We start from the raw sequence: 18,962 nt of genomic DNA on the forward strand, positions 1-18,962 counted from the left end.
CGTCGAGCTGTGGAGCGCACTCAGCTCCGGGAGTATTTCTGCTTTGTTTCGTGCGCCCTAAACTTCGATTGCAATTGTAACGTCGGCCCGACTCGCCGAGGTCGCGCCGCAATGCCGCTCCGTCATTCCTCCGCTGCTTGCGCGCGGCATATGCCGCCGCTCCGATATCGAGGGGACGGTCCGCGACGGCATCGATTGCCGAGGTCGTCAAACCAGCCGCTCGAAACTCACTTGTGCAGCACGCGGCGCCGGCTGCGCGAGGGACCGGACTTCGCTTCGGCCGCCCAGCTGCGGGCCAGGCCGATGAAGGCCTTCATCGCGGCCGAAGGATTCCGACGTCCCGGGTAATAGAGGCACAGGCCGGCGAAGGGCGGCGTCCAATCCTCCAGCACCCGAACGAGACGTCCGGCATCGATGTCGGCGAGGACGTCCTGCTCCATGAAGATCCCGATCCCGATCCCTTCCAGCGCCGCCGCGCGCGCGAGCGTCGCCTCGTCGAGCGTGATCGGTCCATCGACCTCGATCTGCACCGGATGTCCGTTCTTTTCGAACGGCCAGCGGAAAAGCGCGCCATTGGGCAAGCGTGCGCGGATGCAGCGGTGACCGATCAGGTCAGGCGGCACGAGCGGCCTGGCATGATCCGCGAAATAGGATGGCGCGCCGACGACGGCGTAACGCTGCGGCCGGCCGAGCGACACCGCTATCATATCGCTGGGCACGAGATCGGCCACGCGGACGCCGAGATCGAAGCCGTCGGCGACGATGTCGACCAACCGCCCTTCGGTGACCAGGTCGATGTGAACGTCGGGGTATCGGCGGAGAAATTCCAGGATCAAGGGCGAGAGGATCTCCCGCGCGGCCATCGCAAAGGCGTTGATCCGCAGGGTGCCCGACGGCGTCGCCTGCCGGGACCTCGCCGTTTCGATCGCGGCTTTGATGTCCTGAAGCGCAGGGCCGGTCTGGCCGACGAAGAGTTGCCCGGTGTCCGTCAGTGATACGCTACGTGTCGTCCGATTGAACAGACGGACGCCGAGGCTCGCTTCGAGCTTGCCGATCGCGTTGCTGAGCGCCGTTGTCGACATGCCGAGATCGAGCGCGGCCGCGCGAAACGACCCGCGCCGCGCGATCGCGACCACCGCTTCCAGATCTTGCAGGGAGGTCCGCGGCATTATCCCGATCTTCGCAACACGTCATCCTCATTCTACGTGCTTACCGAAATGATTGTCCATTGCTAGATCGGGGTCGTGCGCAGAGGCGGCCGCTGATCCCGCGACGCCTCGCTCGACGCGGACAGCGAAAGGAACAACATCATGCAACTCGACCTGCCGCCCCCGATCGCCGCTTATCTCGCCGCCCACGGGCGCCGCAGCGACGGCATCGCTGATCTGTTCGTTCAGGATGCCGTCGTGAAAGACGAAGGCCACAGTTATTTGGGCGTCGCCGCCATCTCGCGGTGGCTAACGGAGAGTTCGGCGAAGTACGACTTCACCGTTCAGCCGATCGCGGGGGAAACCGCCGACGGTGCGACCATCGTGACGTGCCGTGTCACAGGCAATTTTCCCGGCAGCCCGGTCGACCTCCGCTATCGGTTCCGGGTCGATGGGGACAAGATCGCTTCGCTGGAGATCACGCCATGAGCTTCGATCTCGAGCTGAAGGGCCGCCGCGCTCTCGTCACCGGTGGAACCAAGGGGATCGGCGCGGCTGTCGTCCATTCGTTGGTCGGGGCCGGCGTCGAAGTGGTGACGACCGCAAGATCGGCGCCGGTCACGGCCGTGGACCACGTTCACTATGCGCCTGCGGACCTGACGACGGCGGACGGCTGCGCCAGAGTGGCCGAGGCGGTCAGGCAGCGGCTTGGCGGCGTCGATATCATCGTGCACGTCGTCGGCGGCTCGAGTGCGCCGGCGGGCGGCTACCAGGCGCTCAGCGACGCCGTCTGGGCCGACGAGATCAACGCCAATCTGCTGGCGGCCGTGCGGCTGGACCGCGCGCTGGTGCCGGCGATGGTGGCGCAAGGATCAGGCGTCGTCGTGCACGTCAGCTCCATTCAGCATCGGCTCCCGCTGCCGGAATCCACCACAGCCTACGCGGCGGCGAAGGCGGCGCTGTCGACCTACAGCAAGAGCCTGTCGAAGGAAGTCACCCCAAGGGGCGTTCGCGTGGTGCGGGTCGCGCCGGGCTGGGTCGAAACCGAGGCGGCTGTGCGGCTCGTCGAGCGCGTCGCCGTCGAGGCCGGCACCGACTACGAAGGTGGCCGGCGGATCATTATGGCCGGTCTCGGGGGCGTGCCGCTGGGACGCCCGAGCCGTCCGGATGAAGTCGCAGACCTCATCACGTTTCTCGTTTCGGCGCGCGCCAGCGCCATCACCGGCGCCGAATACGTCATCGACGGCGGAACCGTGCCGACGGCCTAGCGCGGGTCGTGGCGCCGAACCGTCCGCACCGCCGCAAGGCGTTCGAGATCGTCGCAGGCCTGACGATGATTGCAGTTGTAATGCAATCGGAGCTCCGCGACATCGAGGCGCAAGATCCGGGGCGGAAAACCCCAGCACCGACTGGAAGCTGGATCGCGTCACATGTCTCGCATCGCAAACACCTCGACGTTCGCCGCCATCGCCGAGCGCAAGCGCGCTGGTCGCGTCGCGATCCTGATCTCCGGCGGCCCGGGAGGCGGGGTTCGGTTGCGCGTCGCCCCCTTGGTCGGCGCCGTCCGCGATGCGTCGATGCGAGCTCGCGCCTATGGCGTCCTCTCGGCGTTGCCGCTGCCTGCCGGATATCCGGTCGGCGGCATGGTCGGCGAACAATGGCGCGCCGCGCTTCAAATCGCGACGGATCAAACCGGCATGATCGGCGTGGCGATCGTGGCATGGATCCTGGCATGGTCGCGCATTCGGCGCGGCAACCGTGATGTCTAGCGTCGATCACTTCGACAGGCTCGCGCGCCTCGTCTCATCCGGCCTGGCCGAGCTGTTGCGCTGGGCGGCGCCCGCATTCGCCGGAGTACGCTCAGAATGGCAGGCGTGCGTTCTCCTTGACGCTCTTCATCACGAAGAACGTCCGCGTCTGCCTGACGCCGGGCAGAGCGATCAGCTTTTGGCCATGGCTGAAGCCGTGCTCGAACAGACGCTGGGTGCGCCGGTGACACGTCGCCGCGCTGAGTTTTCACGCGTGCGGCGAGTTTCGGCGTTGGTCAGCCGCCGGTCGTCCTGCAGCGCGCTGCAGGATCTTGGTGTCGATCCGATCGATCTGGGCCGTGGAATCTTCTTCCATAATCGGAGCGCCATACGAATGAAATGTTCAGTAACGTAGGCGCCGCATGACGCGTATCAGAATCGTCCGCAAGTCGAGAGCACGTTCCGGCCGAGTTCGTCTGTTTTCCGCAGCAATTGACCGGGAACGAAGTTCGCTTCCCATTGCGATGACGCGGGCTGCGCCGTGTCGTCCTGGAGTCCGACGTGAAACACATCCTTGTGGTGGACGACGACAGCAGGCTGCGAAGCATGCTGGTCGATTATCTGACGCAGCATGCCTTTCGCGCATCGGCGGCAAAGGACAGCCATCAGCTCGGGCAGATCCTGGCCAAGGACCCCGCCGACCTGATCGTCGTCGATCTCAACCTCGGCAGGGAGGACGGCCTCGAGATCGTGCGGTCGCACTCCACCAAGTCGGACGCGCCGATCATCATCATCAGCGGCGATCGGCTGGACGAGGCGGACAAGGTCGTCGGCCTCGAACTCGGCGCCTCGGACTACATCACCAAGCCGTTCGGCCTGCGCGAATTCGTGGCGCGGATCCGCGCGGCGTTGCGCGTGAAGCCGGCCTCCATCGTCAAGCCGGATCGCAGCCTCTATCTTTTCGACGACTGGACGCTGAACGCCAGGCAGCGGCAACTCACATCGGTCTCGGCCGGAGAGGTCAAGCTGACCGCAGCGGAGTACAACCTGCTGATGGCCTTCCTCACCGCGCCCAAGCAGGTGATGTCGCGGGAGCAACTGCTCGCAGCCAGCCGCGTGCACAACGAGGAGGTTTTCGACAGGAGCATCGACGTCCTCATCTTGCGTCTGCGCCGCAAGCTGGAGCCGGACCCGTCGAATCCGAAACTGATCGTGACCGAGCGCGGGGCCGGCTATGTCTTCGATGCCGAGGTGACGGTCGAGCATCGGCCGCGGGCCGCGACGACGTGATGGCCATGCGATCCATCAAGCCGCCCCGCTGTTCGCGTCGGACGCTGGGCTGGCTGTGCGTGGCGCTGCTGTCTTTCCCGATCGACGGGGAGGCGGCCGAGGCGAGGGAGCGGCGGACCTTCGCGCCGCTCGAGGCGTCGTCGTCGCTCGATCCCGACAAGGTCGCACTCGGCCGGATGTTGTTCCATGATCCCGAGCTTTCGAAGTCGCGAGCGATATCGTGTGCGTCCTGCCACGACCTCGCGCGCGGCGGAACGGTGCCGTTGTCCCGCGCGATCGCCGAAGACGGCAAGGAGCACAGCTTCAACGCTCCGACGATCTTCAACGTCGCGGCGAACTATCTGCTCGGTTGGCGCGGCAAGCACAAGTCGCTCGAGACGGTCAGCGAGCGGGTGCTGCTCGACAGCCGGCTGATGGCCTCCGACTGGGACCTCCTGGCGGCGCGCCTCCGGCAGGACCGCGACTATGCGGCGCGGTTCCGTCGCATCTACGGGCGACACGCCGACCGGGAGAGCGTGCTCGATGCCCTGGTCACGTTCCAGCGCTCGCTCGTCACGCCGAATTCCCGATTCGATCGCCATCTTCGCGGCGACGGCTCCGCGCTCACGGCGGGCGAACTCAGGGGACTGAAGCTGTTCATGACCTACGGATGCGCCTCGTGCCATCAGGGAGCCAATCTCGGCGGCAATATGCGCCAACGCTTCGGCATCTTTTCGCAACCGGACGCGACGGGCACAGCCGAAGGCGCGGCGGCGAAGGCGCGGCTTCCGGAAGACTCCGACGACGACCTGTTTCGCGTGCCGAGCCTGCGTAACGTCGCAGTGACCGCGCCGTACTTCCATGATGGACGTATCGAGAGCCTGTCGGAGGCGGTGTCGATCATGGGGCAGCGTCAGCTCGGCCAGACACTCTCCGCGTCCGACACCGACGCCATTGTGTCTTTTCTGAAAACGCTCACCGGCGAGTACGATGGTCGCGAACTCGAGAACTCGGTCCCAGCACACGATCGGTGAACAGTGGCGCATCGGCTTGCTGGCGCTCGTCGCCGTCCTGTTCGGAGCCGTCGCGCTCGTTCTCGTGCCGTCGCGAGACGTCCACGACGGAGTTCTCGCCAGTTTGCGAATGATCGATCTGCAGCATGCGTCGCTGCAACGCGACGTCCTGCAGGCGCGCGCCGGACTGCTGAAGAACTACGATCCGCTCGCCGTTGCGATCGCCCGCCTCCATGCGACGACGGACAATCTCCGGAATCTGCTGGCCGCAAGCCGCCGTGACGGCATATCGGGGTTGGACGACGGGCTGGACGCGATCTCCGCCGCGGTCGCTTTCGACGAGAGCCTGGTCGACCGGTTCAAGACCAGCAATTCGCTTCTTCAGAACTCCCTCGAGATATTCAATCAGCTTCTCAGCCAGCGATATCTCGACCCGTATTCCGAGGGACAGCCGCCGAGCGAACGATCCGGCCATCTCGGCAATCTGATGATGCGGTTCGCATCCAATCCCTCGGCCGACTTCGAAGTGCAGATCAGAGCCGAACTGGACGGCCTGAAACGCCAGCTTGGCGCGCCTTCGAGTTATGTTCGGGGACTTGCATCCCACGCGGGGATGATCCTGAAGACGCTGCCGCTGCTGGATCAAACGACCCTCGCCCTGCAGGGGGCCGGCACGCTGAACACGGCCGAAGATCTCCGAAGACGCTACCTCGACGCCTACGAGACGATGATCCAGCGCTCGACACGGCACCGGGTGATCCTCGGCTCGGTCTCGCTCGCCATGTTCGGCTTCGTCGCCATGTTGGTTTGGCGCCTGCAAGAGAGTCGTCGGACGGAGGCGCAGCAGCGTCGATTCGAGCGGACGCTCGACGAGCTTCGGCGGCAGTTCGGAGACAACTACACGACCTTGGAAGCCGCGGTCGAAGCCGGGTTGGACCTGTTGGCGGCCTTCTTCGAAGGACGGAAGGGGCGGTTCACGATCTTCGACGCGCAGACCGGCGATATCGAGTACGATCTCGGACTGACGAGTTGCGGGACCTGGGATGCCGGGGTCACGCAAATCAGGGTTCGGATGAGAAATGACGTGTCGGCGACCGACGCTTCGTCCGCTCTGAACAGCCGCAATGTACTGACCGTCCGGCGCGGGCGCTGCGTCGATGCCGCGGTGATCATTCCGCTCGAGGCTCGAAGCGCGGCCTTGCTGCAGCTCAACGTCGGTGATCAGCGCGCGAACGGCGAGGACGAACTGTCCGGTCTGCTGGATCAGGCCGCGGAGTGTCTGGCCGCCTGCGTCCGGCTGGTGCAGGACCGCGAGGAAAAGGAGGCGTTGCACGCGCGCCTGGAGCACGCGCAACGGCTGGAGGCCGTCGGCGCGCTCGCCGGCGGCATTGCGCACGAATTCAACAATATCCTGCTGGCGATGATGGGCTACAGCGAGATGGCGCTCGATGCGTGTGCGGGCGACGCCACGGCGTCGCGCTACATCCAGGAGACCATCCACAGCGGCCATCGGGCCAAGCTCGTGATCGATCAGGTTCTGGCGTTCAGTCGCAAAGGCACACGCGTCAGCAAACCATTCGACATCTGCGAGGCGGTGCATGACGTGCTGCCGCTGCTCACGGTCTCGCTTCCGGACCACGTCGCGCTGGATGTCGACCTGCCTCGTCGACGCCTGACGGTGACCGGCAATCCGATCGAGATTCAACAGATCGTCATGAACGTCTGCCGGAATGCAGCGCAGGCCTGCCGGGAGTCGGCGTTGATCACCATCACCCTGTCGGCGGTCGAACTGCGGAGCAGCACCCGTCTGTCGCACGGCCGCGCGCCCCCGGGCAGCTATGCGGTGCTGGCGGTCGCCGACACCGGCGACGGGATCGCGCCGGGTGCGATGCCACACATCTTCGAGCCGTTCTTCACCACGCGGTCCGAAGGAGGAGGGACCGGACTGGGGCTCGCCGCCGTGCACGGCGCGATCGTCGGCATGGCGGGACATGTCGACGTTCAGAGCCGCGTCGGCGCCGGAACGCGCTTCGATCTCTACTTTCCGATCACCCATCGCCCGTCGGTGTCGATCCGCGACTTCACGCCGGATCAGTCCGTTCCGATGGGAGCCGGGCAGACGATCGTCATCGCGGAGGCGGATGATGCGGCGCGGTTGATGTACGAAGAAAAGGCCGCAGCCCTCGGCTACGAGCCGATCGGCTTTTCGAATCTGACCGATGTCGATGGCTGGATCTCGAAGCGCGGTCACGCCGCCGATCTGGTGATGCTCGATTCGAGTCTGTGGCCCGACCAGCCGGATCCGTCGCGCATCAAGCAGCGATTCAGACCCATTCCGGTCCTGCTGATCAGCCATTCGGCGATTTCAATCGTGGCGGAGAGCGGATCAGCGAACAGGCTCCAGGTGCTTGGTGAGCCGGTGACCACGACCCGCCTCGCCCGGGCGATCTCGACGGCGCTGGCCGAAGCGGACTCGGCCTGCCCGGATCGGGCGCTGTCGCGCCGGTTGCCTTAGAGCAGCTTTGCACGCCGCCGTCGCCCGACTGCGTAGCGCCAGGCAACCGACCCGGGAGCTTGCGGCATCTTTCATTTGTAACGATCGGCGTCGTCGCAGCAACACCCCCGACATTTGCGCGCGACACAGTCTCTCCCGCAGACGCGGCAGACGACGTTGCGCATCGATCGCGCCGGACCGTCGGCGGCTACGCCTTTCGATTCATCTCAATCGACGCCGGCAAGCCGGCGTCAAACAAGGATCGTGCGATGACACAGGACATTGACGACAAGGATCACGCCCGGGCCGTGGCGGAGAACCAGGGCCGGCTCGCTCGGCAATTGGCGGATAGTTTCGATTTCATCGTGTGCGGCGCGGGCTCCGCGGGCTGCGTCGTCGCGGCGCGTCTGGCCGAGAAGCCGGACGCCAGAGTGCTGCTGCTGGAAGCGGGCGATGGCGAGATGTCGCCGAGGCTGATCGAGCCCGCATTGTGGCCGATGAATCTCGGCACCGAGCGCGACTGGGCGTTCGAGGCGGAGGCCGCCCCGAGCCTCAACGGCCGGCGTCTGTCCCTCAACATGGGCAAAGGGCTCGGCGGCGGATCGAGTATCAACGTCATGGTCTGGGCCCGCGGCCACCGTGCCGACTGGGACTATTTCGCCGCGGAGGCGGGCGATGCGTGCTGGGGCTACGAGTCCGTGCTCGACTATTATCGCCGCATCGAAAACTGGCAGGGCCATCCCGACCCCCGCCGCCGCGGCGCGGGCGGTCCGGTGTACGTCGCACAGCCGGCGCAGCCGCGGCCGGTCGCCAGCGCGATGGTCGAGGCCGCGACCATGATCGGACTCCCGCGTTTCGAAAGTCCGAACGGCCAGATGATGGAAACCGCCGGCGGCGTGGCGATCGCGGATCTGCGGATCAAGGACGGGAAGCGGCAGTCCGTCCATCAATCCTACACCTATCCGCGGATGCACCAGCCGAACCTCACGGTGCTGACCAACGCGATCGTCTGCCGGCTCGTCCTGGACGGCAACAAGGCGGTCGGGGTGCAGGCCCTGATCGGCGATCGGCTGATGACGTTCGACGCGCGCTGCGAGGTGGTGCTGTCGCTCGGCGCGATCAACACGCCGAAGCTGCTGATGCAGTCCGGCATCGGCCCCGAGGACGAGCTACGCGCCCATGGAATCGAGGTGGTGCAGCATCTGCCAGGCGTCGGTCAGAACCACCAGGATCACGTCGCCTTCGGCTGCACCTGGGAGTATCTGCGGCCGCAGGAGGTCGGCAGCGGAGGGTGCGAGGCGAAATTGTACTGGAAGAGCGATGCCCGTTTGGACGCACCCGACATCCTGCAATGTCAGCTCGGATTTGCGGTGCCGTCGCCGGCCGAAGTGGGGATCGCGCCGCCCGAGCATGGCTGGACGATGTTCGCCGGGTTGGCGCAACCGAAAAGCCGCGGGCGGGTTCGGCTGTCCGGGGCCGGCGTCGGCGACGCCATGCTGATCCAGCCCAACTCGCTCAGCGAGCCCGAGGACATGGCCGCCGCGCGAACCACCATCGAGCTTTGCCGCGAGATCGGCAATCATCCGGCCTTCGGCCGGCTGGTGCAGCGTGAAGTCGTGCCGCAGCCGCGCGACCGCCGGGCCATGGACCAGTTCATCCGGAACTCGGCGGTGACTTACTGGCATCAATGCGGCACGGCCAAGATGGGCCGCGACGACATGGCCGTGGTCGACCGCCGTCTCCGGGTCTACGGGATCCAGAATCTCAGGGTTGCGGATGCGTCGATCATGCCGCGGATCACGTCGGGCAACACCATGGCGCCTTGCGTGGTCATCGGCGAGCGCGCCGCCGACATGATCTGCGCCGCGCACGACAATTCGTTCGACGCCGTAGCGCCGCTCGGCGTTTAGCGGCGGGCCGATATCGAGGAGCCCGACCGCTCGGCAACGCGTGATGCCCGGCCTCGTGCCGGGCATCAACGTCTTGAATCGTAGCTGGCGGGGCGGCGCGGATGGCCGAGGCCGCGGTGAACGACTTCGCGGGCGCCTTGGAAGATGGCGGAGGTCGCGGCTCAGCCGTTTTGTAATAGGCGCTGTAGCCCTTGAGCGCCGGGGCGCCGCCGAGATGCGCGTACAGCACCCGGGAGTCCTCCGGAAAGAAGCCGCGGCGAGCCAGGTCGATCAGGCCCTGCATCGATTTCCCCTCATAGACCGGGTCGGGTAGGTGATCGTCTCGACTTATAGGGTTGATTAAAGAATATCTCACTGGTCCGCTCGCATCGTCCGTGATCGCGACAGAAGAGGTCGGCTTCGGACGGCGACCGTTTTCGAACCAGATCAGCTCGACGATCCGAGAGTAGATCCGGGTCTGCGGCTTCAGGATAGTAGCCGCGTCATCATGCAATCGTCAGGTCTTCGACGAAGCGTGAGACGCGCCTTTGCCGTCCACGTCTGGGCCGCCGACGGGAAGAGCGATCTCGAAGACCGAGCCACCCGTATTCGATGTCCTGTATCGGGCGTGTCCGCCATGCGCCTCGGCGATCGCGCGGACCACCGACAATCCGAGGCCGGAGCCGCCGAATTGCCGGGACCGGGAGGGTTCGGCGCGTGCGAACGCATCGAAGGCTTGTGCGGCGAACTCCGCGCTCAAGCCGGGTCCCTCGTCTTCGACGGCGATGACGACGTCCGCCTTTTCCGGATGCATCCGGATCTCGATCATCCCGGGCGTCGCGTAGCGGCGCGCGTTTTCCAGAAGCGCAAGCAGCGCCTGTCGGATCCGCGCGCCGTCGCATGGCAGCGTCACCGGCTGCGTCGTCATCCGAACAGAGAAGCCGGCTCCGTCGAGGGCAGGGCGCATCGCATCGACGGCCTGCTCCACCTCCCTGACGAGATCCGTCGGCTCGACCCGCATGTCGAGGCGCTGGCTGTCCGACAGGGTCACGACCCGCAGATCGTCGACGAGGCGCGACAGGTTCTCGACCTGGGCCAGCAAGCCCCTGAGCAGTTCGTCGCTCGGTTCGAAGACGCCGTCGGTGAGGCCATGCAGGCGGCCGCGCAGAATTGTCAGCGGCGTCCGCAGTTCATGCGCGATCGCGGCGTTCCACGACGCCATCGACTCCGCCACGTCCTGCAGACGCTGAGCCATCGCGTTGAAATCGTCGACCAGTTGGGCGGTCTCGCCGAGCGAGCGATCGCCCGCCACCGCGCGCGCGGTGAGGTCGCCGGCTGCGATCTTGCGCGCGCCTTCGGCCAGCGAATTGAGCGGCGCGAGGATGCGCCGCGTCAGTCGAAGCGCGGCGTGGATCGCGATGGCGAGGCCGAGCAGAAGGAAGATCGCGATCAGGGCGAAGTCGGGTGCTTCCGGCATCAGCGGCGGCGGGCCGGGGGGCGGCGGAAACCAGGTCAGATAGATGGTGTAGAAGATGAACGTGCCGACGAATACCATCAGCACCGCGATGGCGGCGACGACGCTCATCGACAGCGTGATCTGGCGACTGAGGCGGTAACGTCTCATGCGGCAGTCAACCGGTAGCCGATCCCGCGCACCACCGACATCATCCCGGTCGCGCCCGCCTCTTCGAGCTTGCGGCGCAGATTGCTGACGTGACTGTCGACCGTCCGCTCCAGCGCATCGCCGCCCGGAAGGCAGGCGTCGATCAGTTCGTTGCGGGCGAAGGCTCGCGTCGGCGCCTTCGCCATGTGAGCCAGCAGTCGGAACTCCGTCAGGGTCAATTGCAACGGCATCGAGACGTCGTCGCCGTGGACCTTCGCGAGGTGACTCTCGAGATCGACTTCGAGCTTGCCGATGCGGAGAATCGTTCGACTGGCCGCGTGACCGGACCGTCGCAGAACCGCCTTGGTGCGGGCGACGACCTCGAGCGGGTTGAACGGCTTGACCACGTAGTCGTCCGCGCCGAGACGCAATCCCTGCAGACGATCGAGATCCTGATCGAGCGCCGTGATCATGATGATCGGCGTCTCGCCCCGACGCCGCAACTCGGCGAGGACGTCCCAGCCGTCGATTTTCGGCATCTTCACATCGAGAAGAACGAGATCCGGCTTCAGGATCGCGTGCTGATCGAGCGCCGTCTGCCCATCGGCCGCGTTCACGGTGCGGAATCCCTCCCGCACCAAATACGCGTCGAGGATCTTGGTTATCTCCGGCTCGTCTTCAGCGATGAGGATGAGTTCGTTCATAGATCGTCGTCCAGCAGGGCCGCGCCGATCGGGTCGGTTTGCGGGATCGGTTCGGCTCGAGGCGCGCCCGGTTCAGCGGTCCCATGACCAGTCGTATGCGGGCGGAGCATCGTCATCGGACGGGTCGTGGTCGTGACTCCAGCCGTGATCGTCACCCCAATCCTCGGCGTGGTAACCATCATAGCGGTACGGCCATGAAGAAAACCTGTAGCCGATGCGGCGATCGGGGCGGCAGGTGCCCCAGGACGTGACATGCCAGCCCCGGCCGCACTGCCAGTCGGCTTGGATCACTTCCGCCGGCGCGGGCAGCGCGCGGCCGAACGGCATCGCCACCGCACTGCCGCCGCCCCACAGCGACAGCGCGCCCATCAGTACCGCGGCTTTCAACAGCAACTTTCTCATCGGATCACAGAGCTCCCTGACAACGTCGCGATCGGCGACCGGTCTCTTGTTAGCGAAGATCGCGGCCGAAATCCCCCCGACGGCCAGCGCGCCCCCGGCGACGTCGAATGTCTCGTAATATATTGAATACGCATTTGATTTCACCATGTACGGGTCGCGTCGGGCGCCGCCGGATCGCCGTCTCCATCAATCCTCCACGAAGTCTCCACACGCGACCAATGCGCCGCGGATAAGTCTCGCGCGTCATCGCATTGCGCTCCCACGCTCCGGCTGGGAGTCGCCCCGTCGTACTCCCTCGAGAGTGAGCCCGTGTCTTCCCATTCAACGATTGCCGTGATCGCGGCCGTGGCGTTTGCCGTGGCGCTTGCCGGCTGCAAGCCCCGGTCGGACGATCACGGCGCCGATCCCGCCGGCGGCGTCGGCCGCCCCGAGGTCGGCATCGTGACGCTGCGCCCGCAGGCGGTGGTGATGACCGCGGAGCTTCCGGGGCGCGTCGTCGCTTCGCAGACGGCCGAGGTGCGTCCCCAGGTGTCGGGCATCGTTCAGCAGCGCCTGTTCACCGAGGGCGGCGAGGTCGCCGAGGGCGCGGCGCTCTACCAGATCGATCCTGCGCCCTACAAGGCGGCCCATGACAGCGCCGTCGCGGCCTTGCAGAAGGCGGAAGCTGCGGTGCCCAGCGCGCAGGCCAAGTCGGAGCGCTATCAGGGCCTCGTCAAACAGAGCGCCGTCAGCAAGCAGGATTTCGACGATGCGGTCGCCGCGCTCGCGCAGGCGAAGGCGGAGGTGGCCACCGCGAAAGCCGCCGTCGAGACCGCCCGGATCAATCTCGACTACACGACCATCAAGGCGCCGATCGGCGGTCGCACCGACCGCTCGTCCTTGACGCCCGGTGCACTGGTCACGGCCGGCCAGACCGGGCTGCTGACCACGATCCGCACGCTCGACCCGATTTTCGTCGACGTCATTCAGTCGAGCACCAACCTGCTGAACCTGCGGCAAGCGATCGACTCCGGACGCCTGAAAGTGAGCGGTCCGCAGGTCGCGGTGAAACTGAAGCTGGAAAACGGCACGATCTATCCGCTGGCCGGCAAGATGGAATTCTCCGAGGCCAATGTCAGCACCTCGACCGGCACGGTGACGCTACGCGCGGTGTTTCCCAATCCGCGGCGCCTGCTGCTGCCCGGCATGTATGCCCGCGCCGTGGTCGAAGAAGGCGTGGCGCCCGACAGCTTCCTGGTGCCGCAGCGCGCCGTCACCCGAAACACCAAGGGTGAGGCGATCGCGATGTTCCTCGACAAGGACGGCAAGGCAGAGGAGCGCGTTCTGTCGGTGATCCGCAGCGTCGGCAACAACTGGCTGATCGGCGCCGGCGTTCGCGAAGGCGATCGGGTGATCGTCGAAGGCACGCAGTATGTGCGTGCCGGGCAGACGGCCGTCGGCGCCGAAGTCGTGGTCGACGACACGACCGGCGAAGTGCGCGGGCGCCTGCCGCCGCAACGACGCGCCGCCCGTCCGGGGGCGGAGCCATGATCTCCGCATTCTTCATCAGAAGGCCGATCTTCGCCTGGGTGATCGCGATCGTGATCATGCTCGGCGGGCTGTTGGCGCTGACCACGTTGCCGGTGTCGCAATATCCCGAGATCGCGCCGCCGACGATCCAGATCAGCGCGAGCTATCCCGGCGCGGACGCGCGGACGGTCGAGAACTCGGTGACCAAGGTCATCGAGCAGGGCATGACCGGCCTCGACAACCTCGACTACATGACGGCGTCGTCGACCTCGAGCGGCCAGGCCGAGATCACGATCACCTTCACGAACAAGGCCAATCCGGACGTCGCGCAGATGCAGGTGCAGAACAAGCTGCAGCTCGTCACCGCGCTGTTGCCGTCGATCGTCCAGACCACGGGTCTCTCGGTCACCAAATCGACCAACGGCTTTCTGATGGTCGTCGGCTTCGTCTCGACCAACGGCAAGATGAGCGAGACCGATATCGCCGATTATGTGAAGAGCTCGCTCAACGACAGGCTCAAGCGGGTCGAAGGCGTCGGCAACACCCAACTGTTCGGCGGCGGCTATGCGATGCGGATCTGGCTCGATCCGGAGAAGCTGCTGAAATACGCGCTGACGCCGGCCGATATCACGGCGGCGATTCAGGCCCAGAACACCCAGGTCTCGGCCGGTCAGCTCGGCGGTCTGCCGGCGCGCAAGGGGCAGCAGCTCAACGCGACCGTCACGGCGCAGAGCCGGCTGCAGACGCCGGCGCAGTTCCGCGACATCGTCGTCAAGAGCGACCCCAACGGATCGATGGTCCGCATCAACGATGTCGCCACCGTCGAACTCGGCGCGGAGGACTACACGAGCGCGTCGACCTATAACGGCCTGCCGGCGACGGGGCTCGCCGTGAATCTGGCGACCGGCGCCAATGCGATCAGGACGGCCGCTGCGGTCAAGGCGGTGATCGACGGGCTGGCCCCGACGTTTCCGCAAGGCGTGAAGGTCGTCTACCCCTACGACACCACGCCGTTCGTCGAGATCTCGATCCGCGACGTGACCCGCACGCTGGTCGAGGCGGTCGTCCTCGTCTTCGTCGTGATGCTGGTGTTCCTGCAGAACTTTCGCGCGACGCTGATTCCGACGCTGGCGGTGCCGGTCGTGCTGCTCGGCACCTTCGGCGTGCTGGCGTTGGCCGGTTATTCGATCAATACGCTGACCATGTTCGCCATGGTGCTGGCGATCGGTCTTCTGGTCGACGACGCGATCGTGGTGGTCGAGAACGTCGAACGCGTCATGCATGACGAGGGGCTGTCACCGCGCGAGGCGACGGCCAAATCGATGACGGAGATCACCGGCGCGCTGATCGGCATCACCACGGTTCTGTCGGCGGTGTTCGTGCCGATGGCGTTCTTCGGCGGTTCGGTCGGGGTGATCTACCGGCAGTTCGCGGTGACGATCGTCTCGGCGATGGTGCTGTCGGTGATCGTGGCGCTGGTGCTGACGCCGGCCCTGTGCGCGACGTTTCTTCGTCCGCCGAAGCCGCACGACGAGAAGCGCGGCGTCTTCGGATGGTTCAACCGCGTCCTTGGTCGGGGCACGAATGCGTATCATGCCGGGGCGCGCGGCATGCTGCGGCGTCCGCGGCAGGGGCTCGCCGCCTTCGTGCTCGTCATCGTCGCCGCCGGCCTATTGTTCATCCGCCTGCCGAGCTCGTTCCTGCCCGAAGAGGACCAGGGCCTGCTGATGGTGTCGGTGCAATTGCCGGTCGGCGCCACCACGGACCGCACGGAGCGCGTGCTCGACCAGGTCACCCGCCATTTCCTCGATCACGAGACCAAGGCGGTGGATGGCCTCATGACGGTGACGGGCTTCTCGTTTTCCGGGGCCGGCCAGAATGTCGGCATGGCCTTCGTGCGTCTGAGGGACTTCGCCGAACGCAAAGATGCCGACCTCTCAGCCAGTGCGGTCGCCGGCCGTGCCATGGCGGTGTTCGCCGGCATTCGCGACGCGAAAGTGTTCGCGCTGGCGCCGCCGGCGATCGAAGGGCTCGGAACCAGCAACGGCTTCGATTTCTATCTGAAGGATATCAACGGCGCGGGGCACGACAAGCTGATGGCCGCGCGGGATCAACTGCTCGGCGCCGCCGGTCAGAGCCGCCTCCTCAGCGGGACCCGGCCCAATGGGCAGGATGATACGCCGCAGTTTTCGATCGATATCGATCAGGAGAAGGCGAGTGCGCTCGGCCTCAATCTCGCCGACGTCAATTCGACGCTGTCGATCGCGTGGGGTAGCAGCTACGTCAACGATTTCATCGATCGTGGCCGCGTCAAGCGGGTCTATCTGCAGTCGGCGCCGGATTTCCGGATGCAGCCGGAGGATCTGAATCTCTGGTACGTCCGCAACAGCTCCGGCACGATGGTCCCGTTCTCGGCTTTCGCCTCCGGCCGCTGGACCTTCGGCTCGCCGCGGCTCGAGCGCTACAACGGCGCGGCCGCGGTTCAGATCCAGGGCGACGCTGCGGCCTCGGTCAGCTCCGGCGCCGCGATGGCGGAGATCGATCGCCTCGTCGCCGGGCTGCCGGCCGGCTTCGGCCACGAGTGGACCGCGCTGTCGCGGCAGGAGCAGCTCTCCGGCAATCAGGCGGCGTCGCTGTACGCGATCTCCATCCTGGTGGTGTTCCTGTGTCTTGCGGCGCTGTACGAGAGCTGGTCGATTCCGTTTGCCGTGATGCTGTCGGTGCCGGTCGGCGTGTTCGGCGCGCTGGCCGCCGCGCTGCTGTTCGGTCAGAGCAACGACGTGTACTTCAAGGTCGGTCTGCTGACCACGATCGGCCTCGCCGCCAAGAACGCCATCCTGATCATCGAATTCGCCATCGCGCGACAGCAGGCAGGGATGGGATTGCATCGCGCCACGCTGCTCGCCGCCCGGCAGCGGCTGCGGCCGATCCTGATGACGTCGTTTGCGTTCATCCTCGGCGTCGCGCCGCTGGTCGTCGCCAGCGGCGCCGGCTCGGCGGCGCAGAATTCGATCGGCATCGGCGTGATGGGCGGCATGCTGGCGTCGACCCTGCTGGGCATCTTCTTCGTGCCGCTGCTGTTCGTCGTGGTCCGGCGCGTGTTCAAGGGCGCGGCCGGCACCGAGATCCCCGCCAGCGCAACCCCGCCCAACGCGATCGGCCTTTCGGGCCGGCGAGACTCGTGAGCAGATGATGGAAGCGCGAACGGGGATGATGCGGGCTCGCCGATGGCTTGCGCGCTGCCGGCGTGTCGGAACGCTGGTCGTGGCCTCCGCGACGTTGGCGTCGACGGCCACTGCGCTGAGCGGGTGCGCCATCGAGATTCCGCTGAACCCGGCAAAGACGCTGCCGCCCGCTCAATCCCCGGCGGCACCTGCGAAACCGAAGGCCGCGCCGTCCTTTGCGATGCTGATCATCCTCGTCGCCATGATGCTGGGCGGATGCGCGGTCGGTCCCGACTATCGGACGCCGCTTCTCGCGACGCCGTCGCATTGGAGCGGGACCGGCGTCGCGACTGCGCGGCCCGCGCTGCCACGCTGGTGGAGCCGGTTGCGCGATCCGACGCTGGATCGGCTGGTGGCCGAGGCGGTGGACGGCAATCTCGACGTCGCGACGGCAAGTGCGCGCGTGCGCGAGGCGCGGGCGAGCTATCGGCAGGCCGTGGGCGCGCTGTTGCCGACGATCGCCAACAGCGACTCGGCGCGGCTGGCAAAGGGGGCGGGTGTTTCGTCGGCGGCACCCGGCCGACCGAACCTCGGCGGTCCGTCATCGTCGGTGGGATCGGACGGCACCTCCGGTCTGTATCAGGCGGGGTTCGACGCGAGCTGGGAGCTCGATCTGTTCGGCGCCAACCGCAGGGCCGTCGAGGCCGCGGCCTACGGCATCGATGCCTCGGACGAAAATCTGCGCGCCGTGTTGCTGACGCTGGTCGGCGACGTCGCGTCGAGCTACGTCGAGGCGCGCGGCTATCAGGCGCGCATCGTGCTCGCCCGTCGCACCGCGACGTCGCAGGACGAAACCACCAAGATCACCCGCGACCGCCTGGCGGCGGGCACCGCGTCTGCCGCCGATCTCGCCAATGCGACCGGACAGGCCGCGACGACCCGCTCCGTCATTCCCACGCTCGAGACGGCTTATGCCGTCGCCGTGCATCGGCTGTCGGTGCTGACAGGTCGGCCGCCCGCCGCGCTGTCGGCTCTCCTGGCGCAGCCGAAGCCGATCCCGGCGCCGAAGTTGCCGGTGCCGGCCGGGATTCCGGCCGATGTTCTGCTGACGCGGCCCGATGTGCGGCTGGCGGAGCGCCGCTACGCGCAGTCCACGGCCCGAATCGGGCAGGCCGAAGCGGCGCTGTATCCCAGCGTCAGCTTGGCGGGGAATATTGCAACTTCGGGCACGAAGCTCGGCGATCTCGGTAGGAATTCGTCGATCAGTTGGTCGCTCGGCCCGACCCTGACGGTGCCGATCTTCAACGGCGGAAAATTGCGGGCGGCGGTGGAGATCGCGCAGGCGCAGCGTGACCAGCAGTTTCTGGCCTACCAGACGTCCGTACTCACCGCGTTGAAGGACGTCGAAGACGCGCTGGTGTCGCTGAGTAACGAGCAATCGCGAAGCCGCATTCTGGCGACATCGACCACGGCCTATCGGCAGGCGGCGAGCTTGTCGCAGACGCTGTATCGATCCGGATCGTCGAGCTTTCTCGACGTCCTGACCGCCGAGCGGTCGCTCTACGGCGCCGAAGACGCGCTGCTGCAAAGCCGGGTCCGGATCGTCTCCGACTATATCGCGCTCAACAAGGCGCTCGGCGGCGGTTGGGACGGCGAGGTCGATACGCTGACGCCGGAGGTGATCGACGTCGACACCGGACCGCATCCAGCTGGTCCGATCACTCTTCGGAGTGCGGAACTATGAACGAGAAGATTGGGAAACACAGGTCGACAATGCAAGAGCCGAAGCAATGAGATTGGATGAGACAAAACGCGTCATCCTGGTCCCGGCGCAGGAAGCGGACCTGACGGATTTTCGGCTCGGCCTGCGGGACGACGATCGACTTCGCAGCGCATCGCGTTCGCCGTCGTAAGCCCATGAATCTCGCGAACGCCGACGCGCTTCGTCGCGATCTGGACGCGGCCACGTCCCGGCCGGCCGTGATCCGCTATAGCAGCTTGCGACGCGGCTTTCGCCGC

14 protein-coding genes and 2 pseudogenes are annotated in these 18,962 nt (G+C 66.3%); 10 read left to right on the forward strand and 6 right to left on the reverse strand.

Annotated elements, in window-relative coordinates:
* Positions 1-227: 227 nt before the first annotated feature.
* On the reverse strand, positions 228-1,169 hold the full coding sequence (locus tag SR870_RS19380; RefSeq protein ID WP_322515143.1) for a LysR family transcriptional regulator: 942 nt from the start codon (positions 1,167-1,169) through the stop codon (positions 228-230).
* Between the two features lie 141 nt (positions 1,170-1,310).
* Between SR870_RS19380 and SR870_RS19385 the strand changes: the two genes are divergently transcribed.
* The 3 genes from SR870_RS19385 to SR870_RS19395 all read left to right on the forward strand — a co-directional run bounded on the left by SR870_RS19385 (position 1,311) and on the right by SR870_RS19395 (position 2,917).
* Positions 1,311-1,637, forward strand: a complete 327-nt coding sequence (locus SR870_RS19385) for a nuclear transport factor 2 family protein (RefSeq protein WP_322515144.1) — start codon at positions 1,311-1,313, stop codon at positions 1,635-1,637.
* Positions 1,634-2,416, forward strand: a complete 783-nt coding sequence (locus tag SR870_RS19390; RefSeq protein ID WP_322515145.1) for an SDR family oxidoreductase — start codon at positions 1,634-1,636, stop codon at positions 2,414-2,416. The genes SR870_RS19385 and SR870_RS19390 overlap by 4 nt, the downstream gene beginning before the upstream one ends.
* Positions 2,417-2,578: 162 nt before the next feature.
* Positions 2,579-2,917 carry a hypothetical protein gene (locus SR870_RS19395; RefSeq protein ID WP_322515146.1) on the forward strand — a complete coding sequence of 113 codons (339 nt, stop codon included), beginning with the start codon at positions 2,579-2,581 and terminating at the stop codon, positions 2,915-2,917.
* Between the two features lie 91 nt (positions 2,918-3,008).
* Here the strand turns inward: SR870_RS19395 and SR870_RS19400 are convergent.
* Positions 3,009-3,272, reverse strand: a pseudogene (locus tag SR870_RS19400) (winged helix-turn-helix transcriptional regulator).
* 185 nt (positions 3,273-3,457) lie between these two features.
* Here SR870_RS19400 and SR870_RS19405 point away from each other — a divergent pair.
* The 4 genes from SR870_RS19405 (at position 3,458) to SR870_RS19420 (ending at position 9,582) form a co-directional block, all read left to right on the forward strand.
* Complete coding sequence (locus SR870_RS19405) at positions 3,458-4,186, forward strand: winged helix-turn-helix domain-containing protein (RefSeq protein ID WP_322515147.1); 729 nt, start codon at positions 3,458-3,460, stop codon at positions 4,184-4,186.
* Between the two features lie 5 nt (positions 4,187-4,191).
* Complete coding sequence (locus tag SR870_RS19410; RefSeq protein ID WP_322515148.1) at positions 4,192-5,199, forward strand: cytochrome-c peroxidase; 1,008 nt, start codon at positions 4,192-4,194, stop codon at positions 5,197-5,199.
* The gene (locus SR870_RS19415; protein ID WP_322515149.1) at positions 5,156-7,693 is read left to right on the forward strand and encodes a two-component system VirA-like sensor kinase; all 2,538 of its coding nucleotides are present in this window, start codon (positions 5,156-5,158) and stop codon (positions 7,691-7,693) included. Before SR870_RS19410 ends, SR870_RS19415 begins: the two co-directional genes overlap by 44 nt.
* A gap of 248 nt (positions 7,694-7,941) precedes the next feature.
* Positions 7,942-9,582, forward strand: a complete 1,641-nt coding sequence (locus tag SR870_RS19420; RefSeq protein WP_322515150.1) for a GMC family oxidoreductase — start codon at positions 7,942-7,944, stop codon at positions 9,580-9,582.
* Between the two features lie 169 nt (positions 9,583-9,751).
* On the opposite strand, the pseudogene SR870_RS19425 reads toward SR870_RS19420, so the two are convergent.
* The 4 genes and pseudogenes from SR870_RS19425 to SR870_RS19440 all read right to left on the reverse strand — a co-directional run.
* Positions 9,752-9,895, reverse strand: a pseudogene (locus SR870_RS19425) (aminocyclopropane-1-carboxylate deaminase/D-cysteine desulfhydrase family protein); the annotation flags it as partial.
* Between the two features lie 183 nt (positions 9,896-10,078).
* Positions 10,079-11,185 (reverse strand): ATP-binding protein, encoded by a 1,107-nt coding sequence (locus SR870_RS19430; protein ID WP_322515151.1) that lies wholly within the window; start codon positions 11,183-11,185, stop codon positions 10,079-10,081.
* A complete protein-coding gene (locus SR870_RS19435; RefSeq protein ID WP_322515152.1) occupies positions 11,182-11,868 on the reverse strand; it encodes a response regulator in 687 nt (228 codons plus the stop codon). Before SR870_RS19435 ends, SR870_RS19430 begins: the two co-directional genes overlap by 4 nt.
* 72 nt (positions 11,869-11,940) lie before the next feature.
* Positions 11,941-12,417 carry a GCG_CRPN prefix-to-repeats domain-containing protein gene (locus SR870_RS19440; RefSeq protein WP_322515153.1) on the reverse strand — a complete coding sequence of 159 codons (477 nt, stop codon included), beginning with the start codon at positions 12,415-12,417 and terminating at the stop codon, positions 11,941-11,943.
* 162 nt (positions 12,418-12,579) lie between these two features.
* Here SR870_RS19440 and SR870_RS19445 point away from each other — a divergent pair, with 162 nt between their 5' ends.
* The 3 genes from SR870_RS19445 to SR870_RS19455 all read left to right on the forward strand — a co-directional run bounded on the left by SR870_RS19445 (position 12,580) and on the right by SR870_RS19455 (position 18,687).
* Positions 12,580-13,800, forward strand: coding sequence for an efflux RND transporter periplasmic adaptor subunit (locus tag SR870_RS19445; protein ID WP_322515154.1), 1,221 nt, complete (start codon positions 12,580-12,582; stop codon positions 13,798-13,800).
* Entirely contained in the window at positions 13,797-16,964 is a 3,168-nt protein-coding gene (locus SR870_RS19450) for an efflux RND transporter permease subunit (protein WP_322515155.1), read from the forward strand. Before SR870_RS19445 ends, SR870_RS19450 begins: the two co-directional genes overlap by 4 nt.
* A 220-nt stretch (positions 16,965-17,184) precedes the next feature.
* Entirely contained in the window at positions 17,185-18,687 is a 1,503-nt protein-coding gene (locus tag SR870_RS19455) for an efflux transporter outer membrane subunit (protein ID WP_322515156.1), read from the forward strand.
* Positions 18,688-18,962: the final 275 nt, after the last annotated feature.

Origin of the sequence: Rhodopseudomonas palustris, assembly GCF_034479375.1 — a bacterium.
Lineage (GTDB): Bacteria > Pseudomonadota > Alphaproteobacteria > Rhizobiales > Xanthobacteraceae > Rhodopseudomonas > Rhodopseudomonas palustris_M.